This is a genomic window from Lysinibacillus sp. FW12 (genome assembly GCF_050817245.1).
In the GTDB taxonomy this organism is placed as follows: domain Bacteria; phylum Bacillota; class Bacilli; order Bacillales_A; family Planococcaceae; genus Lysinibacillus; species Lysinibacillus irui.
Genome location: NZ_CP139094.1, coordinates 2,543,060 through 2,558,982, shown reverse-complemented (window position 1 = coordinate 2,558,982; position 15,923 = coordinate 2,543,060). Strand labels below are relative to the sequence as shown.

The 15,923-nt window shown below is 39.2% G+C and carries 18 protein-coding genes; 15 read left to right on the top strand and 3 right to left on the bottom strand.

The features are described 5' to 3' along the window. Positions 1-93 precede the first annotated feature (93 nt). The 3 genes from SJW71_RS13195 to SJW71_RS13185 all read right to left on the bottom strand — a co-directional run bounded on the left by SJW71_RS13195 (position 94) and on the right by SJW71_RS13185 (position 3,304). Positions 94-294, bottom strand: coding sequence for a cold-shock protein (locus tag SJW71_RS13195; RefSeq protein ID WP_274797030.1), 201 nt, complete (start codon positions 292-294; stop codon positions 94-96). A 216-nt stretch (positions 295-510) separates the two neighbouring features. Then, entirely contained in the window at positions 511-1,137 is a 627-nt protein-coding gene (locus SJW71_RS13190) for a response regulator transcription factor (RefSeq protein WP_274797032.1), read from the bottom strand. Next, the gene (locus SJW71_RS13185) at positions 1,112-3,304 is read right to left on the bottom strand and encodes an ATP-binding protein (RefSeq protein ID WP_431810987.1); all 2,193 of its coding nucleotides are present in this window, start codon (positions 3,302-3,304) and stop codon (positions 1,112-1,114) included. The genes SJW71_RS13190 and SJW71_RS13185 overlap by 26 nt, the downstream gene beginning before the upstream one ends. Positions 3,305-3,493: 189 nt before the next feature. Here SJW71_RS13185 and SJW71_RS13180 point away from each other — a divergent pair, with 189 nt between their 5' ends. The 15 genes from SJW71_RS13180 to SJW71_RS13110 all read left to right on the top strand — a co-directional run bounded on the left by SJW71_RS13180 (position 3,494) and on the right by SJW71_RS13110 (position 15,911). Next, positions 3,494-4,414, top strand: a complete 921-nt coding sequence (locus SJW71_RS13180; RefSeq protein WP_312507300.1) for a hypothetical protein — start codon at positions 3,494-3,496, stop codon at positions 4,412-4,414. Between the two features lie 75 nt (positions 4,415-4,489). After that, on the top strand, positions 4,490-5,467 hold the full coding sequence (locus tag SJW71_RS13175; RefSeq protein WP_431812207.1) for a thymidylate synthase: 978 nt from the start codon (positions 4,490-4,492) through the stop codon (positions 5,465-5,467). A gap of 105 nt (positions 5,468-5,572) precedes the next feature. Further along, a complete protein-coding gene (locus SJW71_RS13170) occupies positions 5,573-5,836 on the top strand; it encodes a hypothetical protein (RefSeq protein ID WP_274797038.1) in 264 nt (87 codons plus the stop codon). Between the two features lie 44 nt (positions 5,837-5,880). After that, positions 5,881-6,087, top strand: coding sequence for a thymidylate synthase (locus SJW71_RS13165; protein ID WP_274797039.1), 207 nt, complete (start codon positions 5,881-5,883; stop codon positions 6,085-6,087). A gap of 104 nt (positions 6,088-6,191) precedes the next feature. Next, positions 6,192-6,605 (top strand): Rrf2 family transcriptional regulator, encoded by a 414-nt coding sequence (locus SJW71_RS13160; RefSeq protein ID WP_274797040.1) that lies wholly within the window; start codon positions 6,192-6,194, stop codon positions 6,603-6,605. A 69-nt stretch (positions 6,606-6,674) separates the two neighbouring features. Further along, positions 6,675-7,304, top strand: coding sequence for an NAD(P)-dependent oxidoreductase (locus SJW71_RS13155; protein WP_431810986.1), 630 nt, complete (start codon positions 6,675-6,677; stop codon positions 7,302-7,304). 277 nt (positions 7,305-7,581) lie between these two features. After that, complete coding sequence (aspA, locus tag SJW71_RS13150) at positions 7,582-9,000, top strand: aspartate ammonia-lyase (RefSeq protein ID WP_274797042.1); 1,419 nt, start codon at positions 7,582-7,584, stop codon at positions 8,998-9,000. Positions 9,001-9,189: 189 nt separating this feature from the next. Continuing rightward, the gene (locus tag SJW71_RS13145) at positions 9,190-10,440 is read left to right on the top strand and encodes a methyl-accepting chemotaxis protein (protein WP_322605019.1); all 1,251 of its coding nucleotides are present in this window, start codon (positions 9,190-9,192) and stop codon (positions 10,438-10,440) included. A gap of 447 nt (positions 10,441-10,887) precedes the next feature. Continuing rightward, positions 10,888-11,190: an urease subunit gamma gene (gene ureA, locus SJW71_RS13140; protein ID WP_012294325.1), complete on the top strand. Its 303-nt coding sequence runs from the start codon at positions 10,888-10,890 to the stop codon at positions 11,188-11,190. A gap of 14 nt (positions 11,191-11,204) precedes the next feature. Next, the gene (locus SJW71_RS13135) at positions 11,205-11,573 is read left to right on the top strand and encodes an urease subunit beta (protein ID WP_274797045.1); all 369 of its coding nucleotides are present in this window, start codon (positions 11,205-11,207) and stop codon (positions 11,571-11,573) included. Next, a complete protein-coding gene (ureC, locus tag SJW71_RS13130; protein ID WP_274797046.1) occupies positions 11,570-13,285 on the top strand; it encodes an urease subunit alpha in 1,716 nt (571 codons plus the stop codon). The genes SJW71_RS13135 and ureC overlap by 4 nt, the downstream gene beginning before the upstream one ends. Positions 13,286-13,336: 51 nt before the next feature. Next, a complete protein-coding gene (locus SJW71_RS13125) occupies positions 13,337-13,783 on the top strand; it encodes an urease accessory protein UreE (protein WP_274797047.1) in 447 nt (148 codons plus the stop codon). Beyond that, positions 13,725-14,465 carry an urease accessory protein UreF gene (locus tag SJW71_RS13120; RefSeq protein ID WP_274797048.1) on the top strand — a complete coding sequence of 247 codons (741 nt, stop codon included), beginning with the start codon at positions 13,725-13,727 and terminating at the stop codon, positions 14,463-14,465. Before SJW71_RS13125 ends, SJW71_RS13120 begins: the two co-directional genes overlap by 59 nt. 17 nt (positions 14,466-14,482) lie before the next feature. Continuing rightward, positions 14,483-15,112 (top strand): urease accessory protein UreG, encoded by a 630-nt coding sequence (gene ureG / locus SJW71_RS13115; protein WP_341386153.1) that lies wholly within the window; start codon positions 14,483-14,485, stop codon positions 15,110-15,112. Continuing rightward, positions 15,105-15,911: an urease accessory protein UreD gene (locus SJW71_RS13110; protein WP_274797317.1), complete on the top strand. Its 807-nt coding sequence runs from the start codon at positions 15,105-15,107 to the stop codon at positions 15,909-15,911. Before ureG ends, SJW71_RS13110 begins: the two co-directional genes overlap by 8 nt. Positions 15,912-15,923: the final 12 nt, after the last annotated feature.

The window sequence follows — 15,923 nt, the reverse complement described above, 5'->3', positions numbered from 1 at the left end:
CCTTGGAGCTTGCATGATATAGCCTTGAAACATGAAAAAGAGACATCCATTGTAGGATGTCTCTTTTTGATGCACGTCTATGTTAAGTGAAGATTATAGTTTCACTACATTCGTTGCTTGAGGTCCACGGCTTCCTTCTTCTACGCCGAATTCTACTTTTTGGCCCTCTTCTAAAGTTTTGAAGCCATCTGCTTGGATCGCTGAGAAATGTACGAATACATCGTTGCCACCTTCAACTGCGATGAAGCCAAAACCTTTTTCTGCGTTAAACCATTTTACTGTTCCTTGTGTCATGTAAACACCCTCCCAAAAAAATTCAACAATCAATTGCTTCCATCACATATAAAAAACGTATTCAAAAGCTTGTATTCCTTGTGTATACGCGTTTTTAATCATCGCAACGAAGTAATGTAATTATTACCTTTATTATAGTACAGAATTGTTTGTATATCCAGTATATTCCGTTTTTAGTAAAAGAAATTTTACATTTGTCATCAAATGGTAATGAAATTAATCAATCCATGCTTTTTCCTTGGCCACAATGACGGCCTCTGCTCGTGATTCAACATTCAGTTTGACGAATAGCTTCGATAAATAATTTTCTACCGTGCGCTGAGTGACCCCTATAGCTGAGGCAATGGCTTTGTTCGTACAGCCTTGTGCAACGAGCTGTAATATTTCCTGTTCTTTATCACTTAATAATACCTCTTGTTGAACATTAGGTAGGTTGGTACGTTGCTGGACAAAGTCTAAGAAATCGGCTGCCAGCAAAATTTCGCCTCTTAGCGCTGCTTGGATCGTTTGAATCACCTGTTCCTTCGTTGCAAGCTTTGATAATAAGCCATCAATTTTTTTCTCAATGAGTAGCTCATAATAATCGGACAGCTCGTAGCCTGTATAAAGAATAATGAGTGCTTCAGGTTGTTTTTTCTTAATCATTTCTGATAATTGAATGCCATTGATTGGCTTCATATTAATATCAATTAGGAATAACTGAAAAGCTTCGGTATCCATTCTTGGTAAAACAGCTGCACTATCCTGTTCGGTTTCGATTTTGACATTGGCTAAATCCTGTAACAATGTTTTTGTACCATCTAAAACGACAGGATGGTCATCTATAATAAGTATGTTCATCATATGAATCCCCGTCCTCTTGTATTTGTATAAAAATATGCATGCCCTCATTGTGGCTAGATTGGATGGTAATATTACCATTAAAAGCACGGACACGTTCGCGAATGCCATTAATGCCCATGGATGCAGAGGACTGGATCAAATCGTCTATGTCACAGCCTATCCCATTATCGTCATATTGAAGGATAAAGCCATGAGGAACTGCTTGTAATTGGAGCGAGACCTCCGTTGCTTCGGAATGCTTGATTGCATTATTGAAAAGCTCCTGAACGAGACGATAGACCACGAGATGGAGGGTTACATCCTGGAATTGCACCTGATCTATTCGAGCATCTAATAAAAAGTCGGCACGTATCTTTACCTTTTGAATCAGTTTTTTTAAGGCTATTTGTAAGCCAAAGGTATCTAGTAGAGGGGGACTTAAGTTCTCGCAATATTCTCGTAAGTCCTTCGTCGCATTTAATAGTTGCTCACGAATATCCAGCACGGTTCCTTTGTTAATAGTAGGTGAGCCAGCAAGAACATCAAGCTCTCTAGCTAAATGCAGCTGCTCCTGCAAAATGGTATCGTGTAATTCCTGTGCTAAAATACTTTTTTCTTTCTCAATAATATTCCACAGCAATTTATCGAGCCAATGAAGCGGTGTATCACTGGTGTTTTTAATTTGCTGTATGTCACGAACTAAATCCTCAATTTGCTGTAAATTATTGATGGACATGGACACATACAGCGCGAGCAACTCTAACCAAAGCAGCTCTTCCTTTTGTAAGGCATGTTGTATCTCTAACATAATTTTTTCCTCACCAGCATCATGTAGCAGCAGCCGCGTATAGGAGCTGACAAGCTGTGGGGAATCTTCTGTTATCGTACAGATATGAAAGGCTGTCGTGCCTAGTTTTTCGGTAATTTCATATTTAAAACGGTCTAATAATTCTTGCTGGTTTTTTGCTTTCCCCATACGATGAACCGCCGCATATAAATTATGTACATAATTTCCAGTGGAAGAAAAGATAATTTTTCGATACTTAAAATCAATGCGTTCTTTTACATAAAAGCTAGCAATGATAACCAAAAACAGCAGTAAAAAAATACTTGTCATATGAACAATGGAAAGCTCGCCTAAAAATAATAGCGCAATCCCTGCTGTGGCTAGAAGGGCACTGAAAAAGGCCAGTGTTGAATAATAGCGTAAACGGGATAATTGGTATTCAATATCAAATAATCGTTCGTTCACCTGAATAAACAGAAATGAGAATGGAATAAATAATAAAAATAAAGCAGCTATTTCGGCGTGTAATAACGGCTTATGTCCTAAAATTTCAGGTGTCACGAAAAACAATAAAAATGGTAAAAATGGCACAATAAACGCAATGGCAATCAAACGGATTTTAGCTAGTTTCGTCCGTAAGTAACTCGTTAATAAAATATAAATAGCATAGAGCACAAGAATAGCAAATAAGCTCAAGTTTAAGAGAGGTGTCAACTCACGAACGGTTGGCAAAAATTCTCCTAGTAAATCACAGACCGGAATGATAAGTGGAAACAGATATAGCCATTTACTGTCGATATAGGTCCATTTAATTCGTAAGTAGTTGAAAAAATGCTGTAAAAAGTGAAGGAAGAGAACCATACATAAAATAATACATATGCCGATGACAAACTTGCCAATGACATTCCCTCTTGCAGAAGCGCCTGTGCTAATGTAGGCCAGGGAACAGGTTAATAAAAATAGAATCAATAAAAAAGTGGATAGATTATTTTTATTACGCTGACATAAATAAAGTGCAATAACGAAAGCTAAAAGAAAATAAAAGATAGGAAACAAAATTTGTAAATATAATTCTTCCGGCATATCTCGATGCTTTACAGCAATGGTTTGAATCGCCCCATCAGGTTTTTGAATCGTTAATGTATGGGCACTTCTAATGATGGAATATAGCTGAACAGAGCGGTCTTCCAAAGTCGGCTCTCCATCAATGGCTAGAACGATGTCCCCTTTATTAATATTTTTTTGCTGTGCCCATTGAGGATAGTAGCTATCGATGAAGACAGGTTGTCCATTTGTTATATCAACGCTCATACTAATAAAGGGCGACTTGATTGCAATGGCTAATACATAAATGCCAAGTATAAAATAGGTAAGAAAAATACTATATGTCCATTTTTTCATTATGAAACCTCAAGTTTGCTTATGATAATAATCTCCTATATATTATCGCTAATTATTGATAAATTTGGAATACCGAAATGACGCGTTTCGGAAAACCACTATTATTTTTTCGGAATAACGAAATAGTGTTTTCGGACATGGCTATGATAGGGTAAATTTAATCATTGTGACGAATAGGGGGGCTATTGCGTGAAAAAAGGCATTTTATCACTTATTGTGTTTTTCCTCATCGCTATGATCATGAGTCCGTTGACCACGAAAGCCAAAACGGTAGATCAAGAGAAAGTCGAAGTGGAAATTTGTCTCATCGGTAGTGATAATCATTTTGTTTATAAAATTCCGAAGCGTTTACATAAGGATATACCCTACACTGAAATGAGGAATGGCATTCAAGCTTCCTTAGCTAGTCATTGGAAAATTGAAGAAGCTCATTATGAGGCGAATAATTCAAATGTTGCTTACACCTTTTACATAGGGGATTTATTTCAAGAAAAGCAAGATGGGCAGCTGAAGGTATCGATTCCTTATCGTATTTTACTTGGGATGTTTGGGGAACAAGATCCTATTCAATTGCGTATTTTAGCGAGTAAGTTATCCCATTGGACTGTCAATACAAAGGATTGGACGGCACTTGGCTTTATGGAGCCTTTTACTTTTTTAAGTGAGCGCGAATATATATATGAGGGCGCAGTCGACGATTTATTGAACCAAAGGGTGGGTCATTTTAATGGTACGATTCAGAAAAATCAATTATTAGTATACAGTGTCATTTATTTTAGTTTTATTGGTATTCAATTGCTTGCTTGTCTCATTTTGTCGAGACGCTTAAAAAGAAAAATCATTCAAAATCCAGACAATATGCATCAGTTCCGTAAACTGAATTATCTGTATCAATTACTACCAATTTTAATTATTGTTGCCCAAATCATCTTTCTTGTGATGACTGGCCTTATTACAGCATTCGGGCTTTACTTCAGCCCTGGCATCGATTTATTAGTCATCGTTGGACCTATTTTACTCAATATTATTTTACTTCCTAGCTTTTTCGTCACGGCAGAGAGTGAAATCTCCCGGGAGCTTAACAACAAGAATTCCTACCATTCGAGCTAATAATAGACGTACGAAAATACGCTGTAAAATGGTATAATGGTCAACAGCAAACTTGAAGGAGCTGTTGAAGAAAAAATGACGCATCCAGAAATGGCGTACTTAAATTTACTACAACATATATTAGAACATGGCACGAAAAAAGAGGATCGTACAGGGACAGGTACATACAGTGTCTTTGGTTACCAAATGCGCTTCGATTTAAGCAAAGGCTTTCCACTATTAACAACAAAGCGTGTGCCTTTTAAGCTTGTAGCGAGTGAATTGCTATGGTTCATAAAAGGGGATACAAATATTCGTTATCTATTACAGCATAATAATCACATCTGGGATGAATGGGCATTTAAAAAATGGGTAGAATCAGACGATTATACTGGCCCTGATATGACGGATTTTGGTCGCCGTTGTTTAGTGGACGAATCGTTTAATGTCCTCTATCAAAAAGAGCTTGCCTCATTTTGTGAGCGTGTTTTAACAGACGATGATTTTGCACAACAGTACGGAGATCTTGGCAATGTTTATGGCAAACAATGGCGTCATTGGACAACCTCTAATGGAGAAAGCATTGACCAGTTACAGGATGTCATTGATCAAATTAAGCATAATCCTGACTCACGTCGTATCATTGTCAATGCATGGAATCCAGAGGATGTCATTAATGCGGGTGCAAAGGGCAGTAAAGCGGCATTACCTCCATGTCATGTCATGTACCAGTTTTATGTAGCTGATGGTAAATTAAGCTGTCAGTTAATGCAGAGAAGCTTAGATACATTATTAGGCTGTCCTTTCAATATTGCTTCTTACGCCTTATTAACTCATTTGATTGCCCATGAATGTGGACTCGAGGTTGGTGAATTTATTCATAGCATTGGGGATGCTCATATCTATGCAAACCATGTGGAGCAAGTTAAGGAACAGCTTTCACGTGAGCCAAGAGACCTACCAACATTACACATCAATCCGAATAAAACATCGATTTTTGATATTGAGCTTGAGGATTTATCTATTGAAGGATATGATCCGCATCCTACGATTAAAGCTCCTATTGCCGTATAATACTAGCAGCAGCCATTATGGTTGCTGTTTTTTCTTGCTTTCATCTAGTTCTTACTAATCATTTTAGTAAACGGGTAAATAGTTAGATGACTAGTTTAAGAGAAGTTGATTATATTAATTATGGGATTATTAGCATTATTTGGAACAATGGCGTTCGTCAACATAATGGTAGAGGTGAAAGTTGTGAAGAATACACTAGTACTTCAAGCAGAAGAAAGTGAACCACATCCAAGACATCTAGAACAAAAAATTGGTTTGGAGCAACAAATGTTTTCTGTTAATACTGCAAAATTGTCAGAGCAGCAAGTCCTAGAGATGATGCAAATCATTGAAGAGATTCGGCTGAAAGGCTATAAAGAAACACTATAAATGTAAGCGCCTTCTAAGCTATAATGGCTGTGGAGGTGTTTTTTATGAACGTAATTTTTATCGATTCATTTTCAGGGGAAGAATTATTACATATGGTCTCACAGGATGTAGCGGGTATTTTGGCAGCTGCTCAGGGAGAAAGTGTGACATTTCCAGTAGGTCACTTTAAATATGAATTTCACAATTTAGATTTTTATGAGGACAATGGACAAATCCGTCAAGAATTAGTGATTTATGTGAAAAAAATATAAGTCATGCATGGGAAATAGTTAAAGGGAAACAATATTTACAGGTGACAGTGCTTGACTTTTTTCTGCACCTGTAACTATAATGGTTACAACAGGTGGTGATTCATATGGTGAACAGTCGATTTTCGGTGGCGATCCATATACTTTCGCTCATTGCCACAACATCTGATAAAAGCCTATTAACGTCCGATTTTATTGCTGGCAGTGTGAATACAAATCCGGTTGTGGTGAGACGTATGATTGGTGTCCTAAAAAAAGCGGGCTTACTTTCATCACGATCTGGGATGGCCGGCTACGAGCTATTAGTTGAGCCAAAGGATTTAACATTGTTAGCCATTTATCAAGCAATGGATGGGCCAAAGCAGCTTTTTGCGATTCATGATGAGCCTAATCCAGCGTGTGCAGTGGGACGTAAAATCCAACATACATTGGAAGGGGTTTATACATCTGTTTGGCAGGCAATGGAGGAGCAATTACAAGCACAGACGCTTCAGGACGTGCTAGATCAACTTCGTATTTAGACGGAGATGATCTTTTGTATCCAACCTGTAACTAAAATAGTTACAACTATATTTGAGGAGGAAAATTGAATGAAAATAGCAGTGATTGGTGCAACAGGGAAAGCAGGACAAAAAATAGTAGAGGAAGCGTTACAACGTGGTCATGAAGTAACAGCCATCGTTCGTTCGGCAGCAAAGGTAACAGCCTCTATTTCAGTGATTGAAAAAGAGGTTTTTGAATTAACGCAAGAAGATGTGAAGGGCTTTGATGTGGTGGTAAATGCATTTGGTGCACCAGCAGGTCAAGAGGAGTTACATGTAAAAGCAGGTCGTCATTTGATTGCAATTTTCAACGGAATTGACACAAAATTATTTGTCGTAGGTGGGGCAGGCAGTCTATTTGTGGACCCAGAGAAAAAAGTGCGTGTTATGGATACACCTGATTTCCCAGAGATGTTTTTGGCAACAGCCCAAAATCAAGGTCAAAACCTAGTGGATTTACAACAATCCTCTATTCATTGGACATTTTTAAGTCCTTCCGCATTTTTTGATCCAGAAGGCCCGCGTACAGGACACTACACAACAGGTATTGACCACTTATTAGTAAATGACGCTGGTAACAGCTATGTAAGCTATGCCGATTATGCGGTGGCTGTATTGGATGAGCTAGAACAACCTCAACATGAAAACAGCCGTTTTACTGTGACATCAAATAAATAATAATGAAATGAAAACCAATAAAGTTGACGAAGAGAACAACTTTATTGGTTTTTTGACTTTTAATTCATGTTTCCAATCCATTTAAGTTAATTTTGACTTTACCTAAGAACAATATAACGGCTAATATTGCTCGACCATTAATAAAATATGCTCGGTTTTTAGCGGATTTTTTGCTTTTTTGAAGGATTTTTTTCGTTTACAGAAAAATGACTGTTTACAATACGACTTTTATTAGCTACTATCAAGTGTGAGTATTACATAAAAGGAGACGACAATAATGTCAACACAACGAATAGAAAAAGATTTTTTAGGTGAGCGCGTATTACCAGCAGAAGCGTATTATGGAATTCAAACACTGCGTGCTACGGAAAACTTCCCAATTACAGGCTACACAATTCACTCTTCACTAATTAAAGCAATGGGGATAGTGAAAAAAGCAGCTGCATTAAGTAATATGGAAGTACACCTATTATCAAAAGAAATTGGTGAGGCAATTGTCGAAGCTGCACAAGAAGTGATCGATGGCAAATGGGATGCAGAATTTATTGTAGACCCAATCCAAGGTGGCGCAGGTACATCCATCAATATGAATGCCAATGAAGTGATCGCGAACCGTGCCCTAGAAATTTTAGGGAAAGAAAAAGGGGACTATCACACAGTAAGTCCAAATAGTCATGTTAATATGTCACAATCAACAAACGATGCTTTCCCAACAGCGATCCATATCGCTGTGTTAAATTTAATAGATGAATTACTTGAAACGATGGATTATATGCAATCTGTCTTCCATCAAAAAGCGGAGCAATTTGCTCATGTTATTAAAATGGGCCGAACGCATTTACAAGATGCAGTGCCAATCCGTTTAGGACAAGAGTTTGAGGCTTATTGCCGTGTTATTAATCGTGATATCGTACGCATTCGTCAAACACGTCCAAATCTTTATGATGTGAACATGGGTGCAACGGCTGTAGGAACAGGCTTAAATGCTTTCCCAGATTACATTAAATCTGTTGATGAGCATCTTGCTGAAATTTCTGGTTTACCATTAAAAGGTGCGACACATTTAGTGGATGCAACACAAAATACAGATGCCTACACAGAAGTATCTGGTGCTTTAAAAATCTGTATGATTAATATGTCTAAAATCGCTAATGACTTACGTTTAATGGCTTCTGGTCCACGTGCAGGCTTAGGGGAAATCCTATTACCAGCTCGTCAACCAGGTTCTTCTATCATGCCAGGTAAAGTTAACCCTGTTATGCCAGAGGTACTGAACCAAGTTGCTTTCCAAGTAATTGGCAACGACCATACAATTTCTCTAGCTTCTGAAGCTGGACAATTAGAATTAAACGTAATGGAGCCTGTATTAGTATTCAACCTAATCCAATCGATTAGCATTATGAATAATGTTTTCCGTGCGTTTACGGAAAATTGCTTAAAAGATATTGAAGCAAATGAAGAGCGTATGAAAGAATATGTAGAGAAAAGTGTAGGGGTATTAACTGCTGTTAACCCTCATATCGGCTATGAAGTAGCTGCTCGCTTAGCGCGTGAAGCTATTCTGACAGGTCGTTCAATTCGTGAGCTTTGTATCGAAGAAGGCGTCTTAACAAAAGAGCAATTAGATTTAATCTTAGATCCATATGAAATGACACACCCAGGGATCGCTGGTTCTAGTATCATGAAATTAAAATAAATCTAGATTTCAAGACTGTAGACATGCTACTAAAGCTGTCTATAGTCTTTTTTTGTGAACAATTATCGGAGATTTAAGGAATACTTTGTGTCTTTATTCTTATAAAAATAGAGCTTTTCTTTATGATATTTAGGATTATTCAACTATAATGATGGTATAGAAGTAATATTTTAGTTGGGGGAATTTGTTATGAGTTTACGAAAAAAGAGTTTACTTGGCTTTTCTGTTTTAAATGTCTTAATGATTGCTATTTTATTTATTGATTTAGCCAATGTAACGTCATTAGAATGGCTTTCTACCATTTTAACCATCGTAGGAATCGCGATTACACTATCTTACACGGCGTATGTGCACTACAAAGTTATTCAGCCAATTAAACAGTTAACCGAGGCTGCACAAGGGATTACTGCAGGCCATTTAGATAATGTGAACATTGAGGTTCGAGACAATAGTGAAATTTCTCAGCTAGCACAATCCTTTTTAGAAATGAAGGAACAATTACAAACAATGTCACAAAAAATTGCACACAGCTCATCTGATTTATCAGCAAGCATTGAGGAGTTATCAGCAAGTACGAATGAAATTACTCTTGCTGTAGAAGAAGTAGATCAACAAATGGAAAAAACGTCTGAGGGCTTAAAACAGGCTGCCGAGTCGGCTTATTCTAGCGCAAATGCGATGCAGGAAACGGTCGCTGGAATCGAACGAATTACCGTTGCTACACAGGATGTTTTTGATCATGCGAAGGATGCCAATGATATTGCAGGAAATGGTGCAAAGATTTTACATGTTGCGAAGGAGCAAATGCAATTTATTTCCGCTTCAACTGAAAAAACAAGTGGTCTTATGCAACAATTATCAAGTAAAATGACAGATATAAAAGCGATGACTGATATGATTACGGCTATTACGGATCAAACAAATCTATTAGCATTAAATGCAGCCATTGAAGCTGCTCGTGCTGGGGAGCATGGGAAAGGCTTTGCGGTCGTGGCTGAGGAAGTGCGTCAGTTAGCTGAGCAATCAAAGCATTCTGCTACGCAAATTGTGGACTTAGTCGTGGGGATTGAAAGTGATACAAAACAAGTTGCGTCAGCAGTGGAAGATGATTTAAAAAATGTCCAACAGGGTGTTTATGTCATTGATGAAGCAACAACATCTTTTGGAACGATTTCACAGCATGTTCGCGAAATGACAGGTCAGCTTGAGGACATTTCAACGACAGCTGAACAGCTTGCTAGTAGCGCGAATGAAGTGGCATCCTCTGTCACAACGATTGCAGATGACATGGGCAAGCTATCTAATTACACAGAAGTTGTTTTACATTCAATGGATGAACAAACTGCCTCCATGCAAGCAGTCAATCATGTTACACAGGATTTAACCGTGCAAGCTGATAATTTACAGAAGCTAACCAATCGATTTGATTATGAAAAATAACGTTTTTAGTCCTGAAATAATTATTTTACATAAAATAAATTTACTAGTTTTTTAATATAATTTTTCATTCGCTTTAGCTAGCAAGACAAGAGGCTTTTTTGCAGATGACCAATTTTCTGTAAAATATGCCTCTTTTTTTATTAATTATTTAGCAAACTTGTAAATTCACAGATAAATAAAAATGTTGAATTTTTTAATGTAGTTTCTTATAATGGACTAGCTGTTACCTCTATTACTCACTTCAACTATTGCAACCCGCATTCGCCGGGTCAACAAGTCATTTCTATTTCTCTTCGCAAATCCCTTGCGAAATCATAATTTGTAAGACAACAACTAAATGCACGTACAACTAAATCGTTAGAACATTTCAAACTACTGAAAGGAAGTTATGTCCAGAGAAAATATTATTGAAAGATAATTCTGAATATAGGAAAGTGAGAGATTGGATTGAAGCTATCACCAGTTGAACAAGAAAAATTACTCCTCCATGTGGCAGGAGAACTTGCGCTGAAAAGAAAAGCTCGTGGCTTAAAGCTAAATTATCCGGAAGCAGTGGCACTAATTAGTAGTTTTATTATGGAAGGTGCTCGAGACGGCAAAACGGTAGCGCAGCTGATGAGTGAGGCTAAGCATGTACTTACAGCTGAAGATGTAATGGAAGGTGTCGGGGACATGATTTCAGATGTGCAGGTTGAGTGTACATTCCCAGATGGGACGAAGCTTGTTACGGTTCACCGTCCAATTCAATAAAGGAGTGTTGGAGAATGATTCCTGGAGAAATCCGACCGAAAAACGGTGTCATTGAAATCAATGTGGGTAGAGCGACGAAAAAGGTATTGGTAGCCAATACAGGTGACCGACCTATACAAGTAGGTTCCCATTTTCATTTTATCGAGGTTAATAGATTTCTAGAGTTTAATCGGCAAGATGCTATTGGTATGCATCTCAATATTCCATCAGGGACAGCGGTGCGCTTTGAACCTGGTGAGGAAAAAGAGGTGGAGCTTGTCGAGTTTGGTGGCAAACAGCATGTCTTTGGTTTAAATAGGCTAACAGAGGGCTCTACCCACCATAAGGAAGAAATTTTAGATAAGGCAATTGAAGGTGGCTTTAAAGGAGCGGAAGAAAAATGAAGGTAACACATGAAGCTTACGCGAAAATGTTTGGTCCCACTGTCGGAGATAAAGTTCGTTTAGCAGATACAGACCTGTGGATTGAAATTGAGAAGGATTATACATCCTATGGGGACGAAGGGGTCTTCGGTGGTGGTAAATCATTACGTGTCTCGATGGGGCAAAATGGTAAAAATACACGTGATGAAGGTGTGCTTGATACCGTCATTACCAATGTCATCATTATAGATTATACAGGGATTGTCAAAGCAGATATCGGTATAAAGGATGGACGTATTATTGGTATTGGGAAAGCTGGTAATCCGAACAGCATGGACGGAGTCGATCAGGACATGATTATCGGCGTTGGTACAGAGGTTTACGCAGGTGAAGGGCTAATTGCTACGGCAGGAGCCATTGATACACATATCCATTTCATCAGCCCTGATCAGGTGGAGACGGCCCTACTAGCAGGGACAACAACTTTTATTGGTGGTGGAACAGGCCCAGCAGCTGGCTCGAAGGCGACGAGCTTAACAGCGGGTGAATGGCATTTGCATCGCATGTTGCAAGCAGTTGAGGGCTTCCCAATTAATGTTGGCTTACTTGGAAAGGGAAGTGCATCTGAGCCAGCACCCATCATAGAACAAGTCCGTGCAGGTGCGATTGGTTTGAAAATTCATGAGGACTGGGGCGCAACACCAGCAGCGCTAGATCAAAGCTTATCTGTTGCAGATGACTATGATATTCAGGTTGCTCTTCATTCGGATACATTGAATGAAGCGGGTTTTGTGGAAGATACAATTAATGCGATTGATGGGCGAGTCATTCATATTTTCCATACGGAGGGGGCAGGTGGAGGACATGCGCCAGACCAGCTTGTCATGGCATCATTACCCAATATTTTGCCAGCATCTACAAATCCAACAAAACCGTTTACAACGAACACTATAGACGAGCATTTAGATATGCTAATGGTCTGCCACCATTTAAAACATGATGTACCAGAGGATGTGGCATTTGCGGATTCCCGCATTCGACCAGAAACGATTGCAGCTGAAGATATTATGCAAGATTTAGGGATTTTAAGTATTATGTCTTCGGACTCACAAGCGATGGGACGTGTTGGTGAGGTAACGCTACGAACGTTCCAAACAGCAGACAAAATGAAGAAGCAACGAGGTCCATTACCACAGGATGAAGGCAAGGATCATGATAATTATCGTGTTAAGCGCTATATGGCAAAGCTGAATATTAACCCGGCGATTGCCCACGGAATTAGCCATGAGGTAGGTTCGCTAGAGGAAGGGAAGCTAGCAGATATCGTCCTTTGGGAGCCAGCATTCTTTGGTGTTAAGGCAGAAGTAGTCATTAAGGCAGGGATTGCGGTCTATGGCATCACAGGTGATCCGAATGCGTCGATTCCTACGCCACAGCCAATGAAAGGACGTCAAACATTTGGCTTTTATGGTCAAGGTCCTCAAAATTGTGGCATGACGTTTTTACCGAAAATCGCTGTGGAGGAAGGCCTACCTGAAAAATTAGGCTTAAAACGAATGATTGGTACGGTTTCAAATTGCCGAAATATTCGTAAAGCTGACATGAAGCTCAACAATGCAACACCACAGATTGATGTGAATCCAGAAACCTATGAAGTAAAAATTGATGGGGAACTAGCAACATGTGAGCCTGTGGATATATTACCAATGGCCCAACGATATTTCCTATTCTAAGCCATCAAAGTGAGAGGAACAGCTAAAAATAGAGGATGAGGTGCAGAACTTATGTTAATTGAAAAAGTAATAGGCAATATTGCTAATGAAGAAGAACATCAACAGAAAACAACAGAATGGATTGAGCTAGAGTGGGAGGAATTAAGCAAACGAATTCTTCGTACGACAACGGATCAAGGTACAGATATTGCTTTGCGTTTAGAGGGAGAAGAACCATTACAATATGGCGACTTATTATTTGAGGATGCCGAACGTCGTATTGCAATTCGCACGAAGCTGGAGCCCGTTATCGTTATTACCCCAAAAGACATGTACGAAATGGGGAAATCAGCATTTGAATTAGGGAATCGCCATACACCTTGCTTAATTGAAAACAATGAAATCATCGTACGAGCAGATCATACGATTAATCCATTACTAGATGAAATAGGGGTGCATTATGAAACTACTGAAAGACGTTTCAAGCAGCCATTTAAATACCGTGGACACTCTCACTAATTTATCCTTATTGCATTTATTGCAAATCCATGATTCTGCCTTTCCAATCGGTTCCTATACCCACTCTTATGGTATGGAAACGTATATTCAAGAGGATCGCATTCGCACGAAGGAACATTTAGTTGAATTTTGTCAGGTGTATCTAGAGCAAAATTTAGTGTATGGGGATGCCATCCTAATTCAGGAGGCGTTCCATGCAGCACAAGCCCGAAATGTTACACGCCTTATTGAACTGGATGAACTGTGTGGCGCTATGAAGCTAGCGAAGGAGTCAAGAGATGCTAGTGTCAATGTAGGGAAGCAATTTATGCGAACAGTAGCCCCACTTATGGATAGCCCTTTTTTATTGCAATGGAAGGATCACATTGATCAGGAAGTCGTGAAAGGTCATTATGCAGTTTTATATGGGATTTATTGTGAAGCACTAGGTGTTAACGTTTTTCATGCTGTCATGACCTTTATGTATGCAACAATTAGTGGCCTCGTTCAAAATGCCGTACGAGCAGTGCCGTTTGGTCAAAACACAGGTGTCCAAGCCCTACATAAGCTCCTTGCCTCGGTGGAGGAAGCTGCCAAAACGGTGAAGACGTTAACGCTAGATGACCTTGCCAATAATGCGCTAGGTATAGAACTAGCCTCCATGAAGCATGAGTTTTTATTTTCGAGATTATTTATTTCATAGAAAGCGAGAGGATAGATATGAAACCAGTACGCATTGGTATCGGAGGGCCTGTTGGGTCAGGCAAAACATCTTTAGTCGATCAATTAACACGTGTGATGCATGAGCACTACAATGTGGCAGTAATCACGAATGATATTTATACAAGAGAAGATGCCCAATATTTAATCACAAACGGTGTTTTAGCCGAAGAGCGAATTATTGGGGTGGAAACAGGTGGCTGTCCACATACAGCCATTCGTGAGGATGCATCGATGAATTTTGCCGCGATTGATGATTTGAATAAACGCTTTGCCGATTTAGATATTATTTTTATCGAAAGCGGTGGCGATAATTTATCGGCTACATTTAGTCCAGAGCTTGTTCATGGCTATATTTATGTCATTGATGTAGCAGAAGGACAGGATATTCCGCGCAAAGGTGGCCCAGCGTTAACACGTTCTGATTTATTACTAATCAATAAAACGTCATTGGCCCCTCATGTTGGTGTTGATTTAGAGCTGATGGATCAGGACGTGAAAAAAATGCGTGGTGGACGACCATATATTTTTGCCGATGTTCGCTCACAAACAAATGTTGATAAGGTGGTTGAATGGATTCAGCACCATATGCTCCTTGAAGGTGCCGAAGCAGTTGAAGAAAATGCTTAATCAAGGAAGGGTCAATCATTTCGGTAAGTTGGAGATGGCTTTTGAGCCTAGACGGGGTTTTACACGGCTTGTTCATGTGTATCAGCAGCCGCCATTAAAGGCAAGTCGAGAGCTGTATGAGGGCAATCATCCAACTGCCACCGTTTTTATTATGGAGTCCTCTGGTGGTATGGTCGCGGGAGACCGCAATGAAATTTCAGTAAAGCTTGCGCCAGACAGTCAGGTAAGGTTAAAGCAACAATCAGCATTAAAAATTTACCCTTCCCACACTGGCGAGTTTTGTACACAAGCCATCACTGTGGAACTCGATGAACGAGCACGATTAGAATGGCTTCCTGAAGTGACCATTCCATTTGAACGAGCCAAATTTCAGGTAGATACAACGATTCATCTGAAAGAGAGCTCAACATTGATTTGGGGGGAGATTGTCGCCCCTGGAAGAGAAATGCGAGGAGAAATCTTTGATTATCAAGCATTCCAATCTAAGTACAAGCTCTATGTAGAGGATTCATTGATTGCTTTTGATTCCTTTCATTTCAAGCCACAGGACATGAATTTTTCAACGATTGGCTTGCTTGAAAAGGCGCTCTATATCGGCTCCTTATGGATTGTGGCGCCACAGGTTCAACATCTCAATATACGAGATTTACAGGATCGAATTCAATTGGAACCGTCCGTTCAGGCAAGTGTGACAAAACTAACCGATCAGGCCATTCATTGTAGATGGCTCGCCAAAGAGCAACGAACACTTCACAAAGAAATCAACAATATGTTTGAGTACATCTCAACATTGCTGTAATTTCTGTTGTGA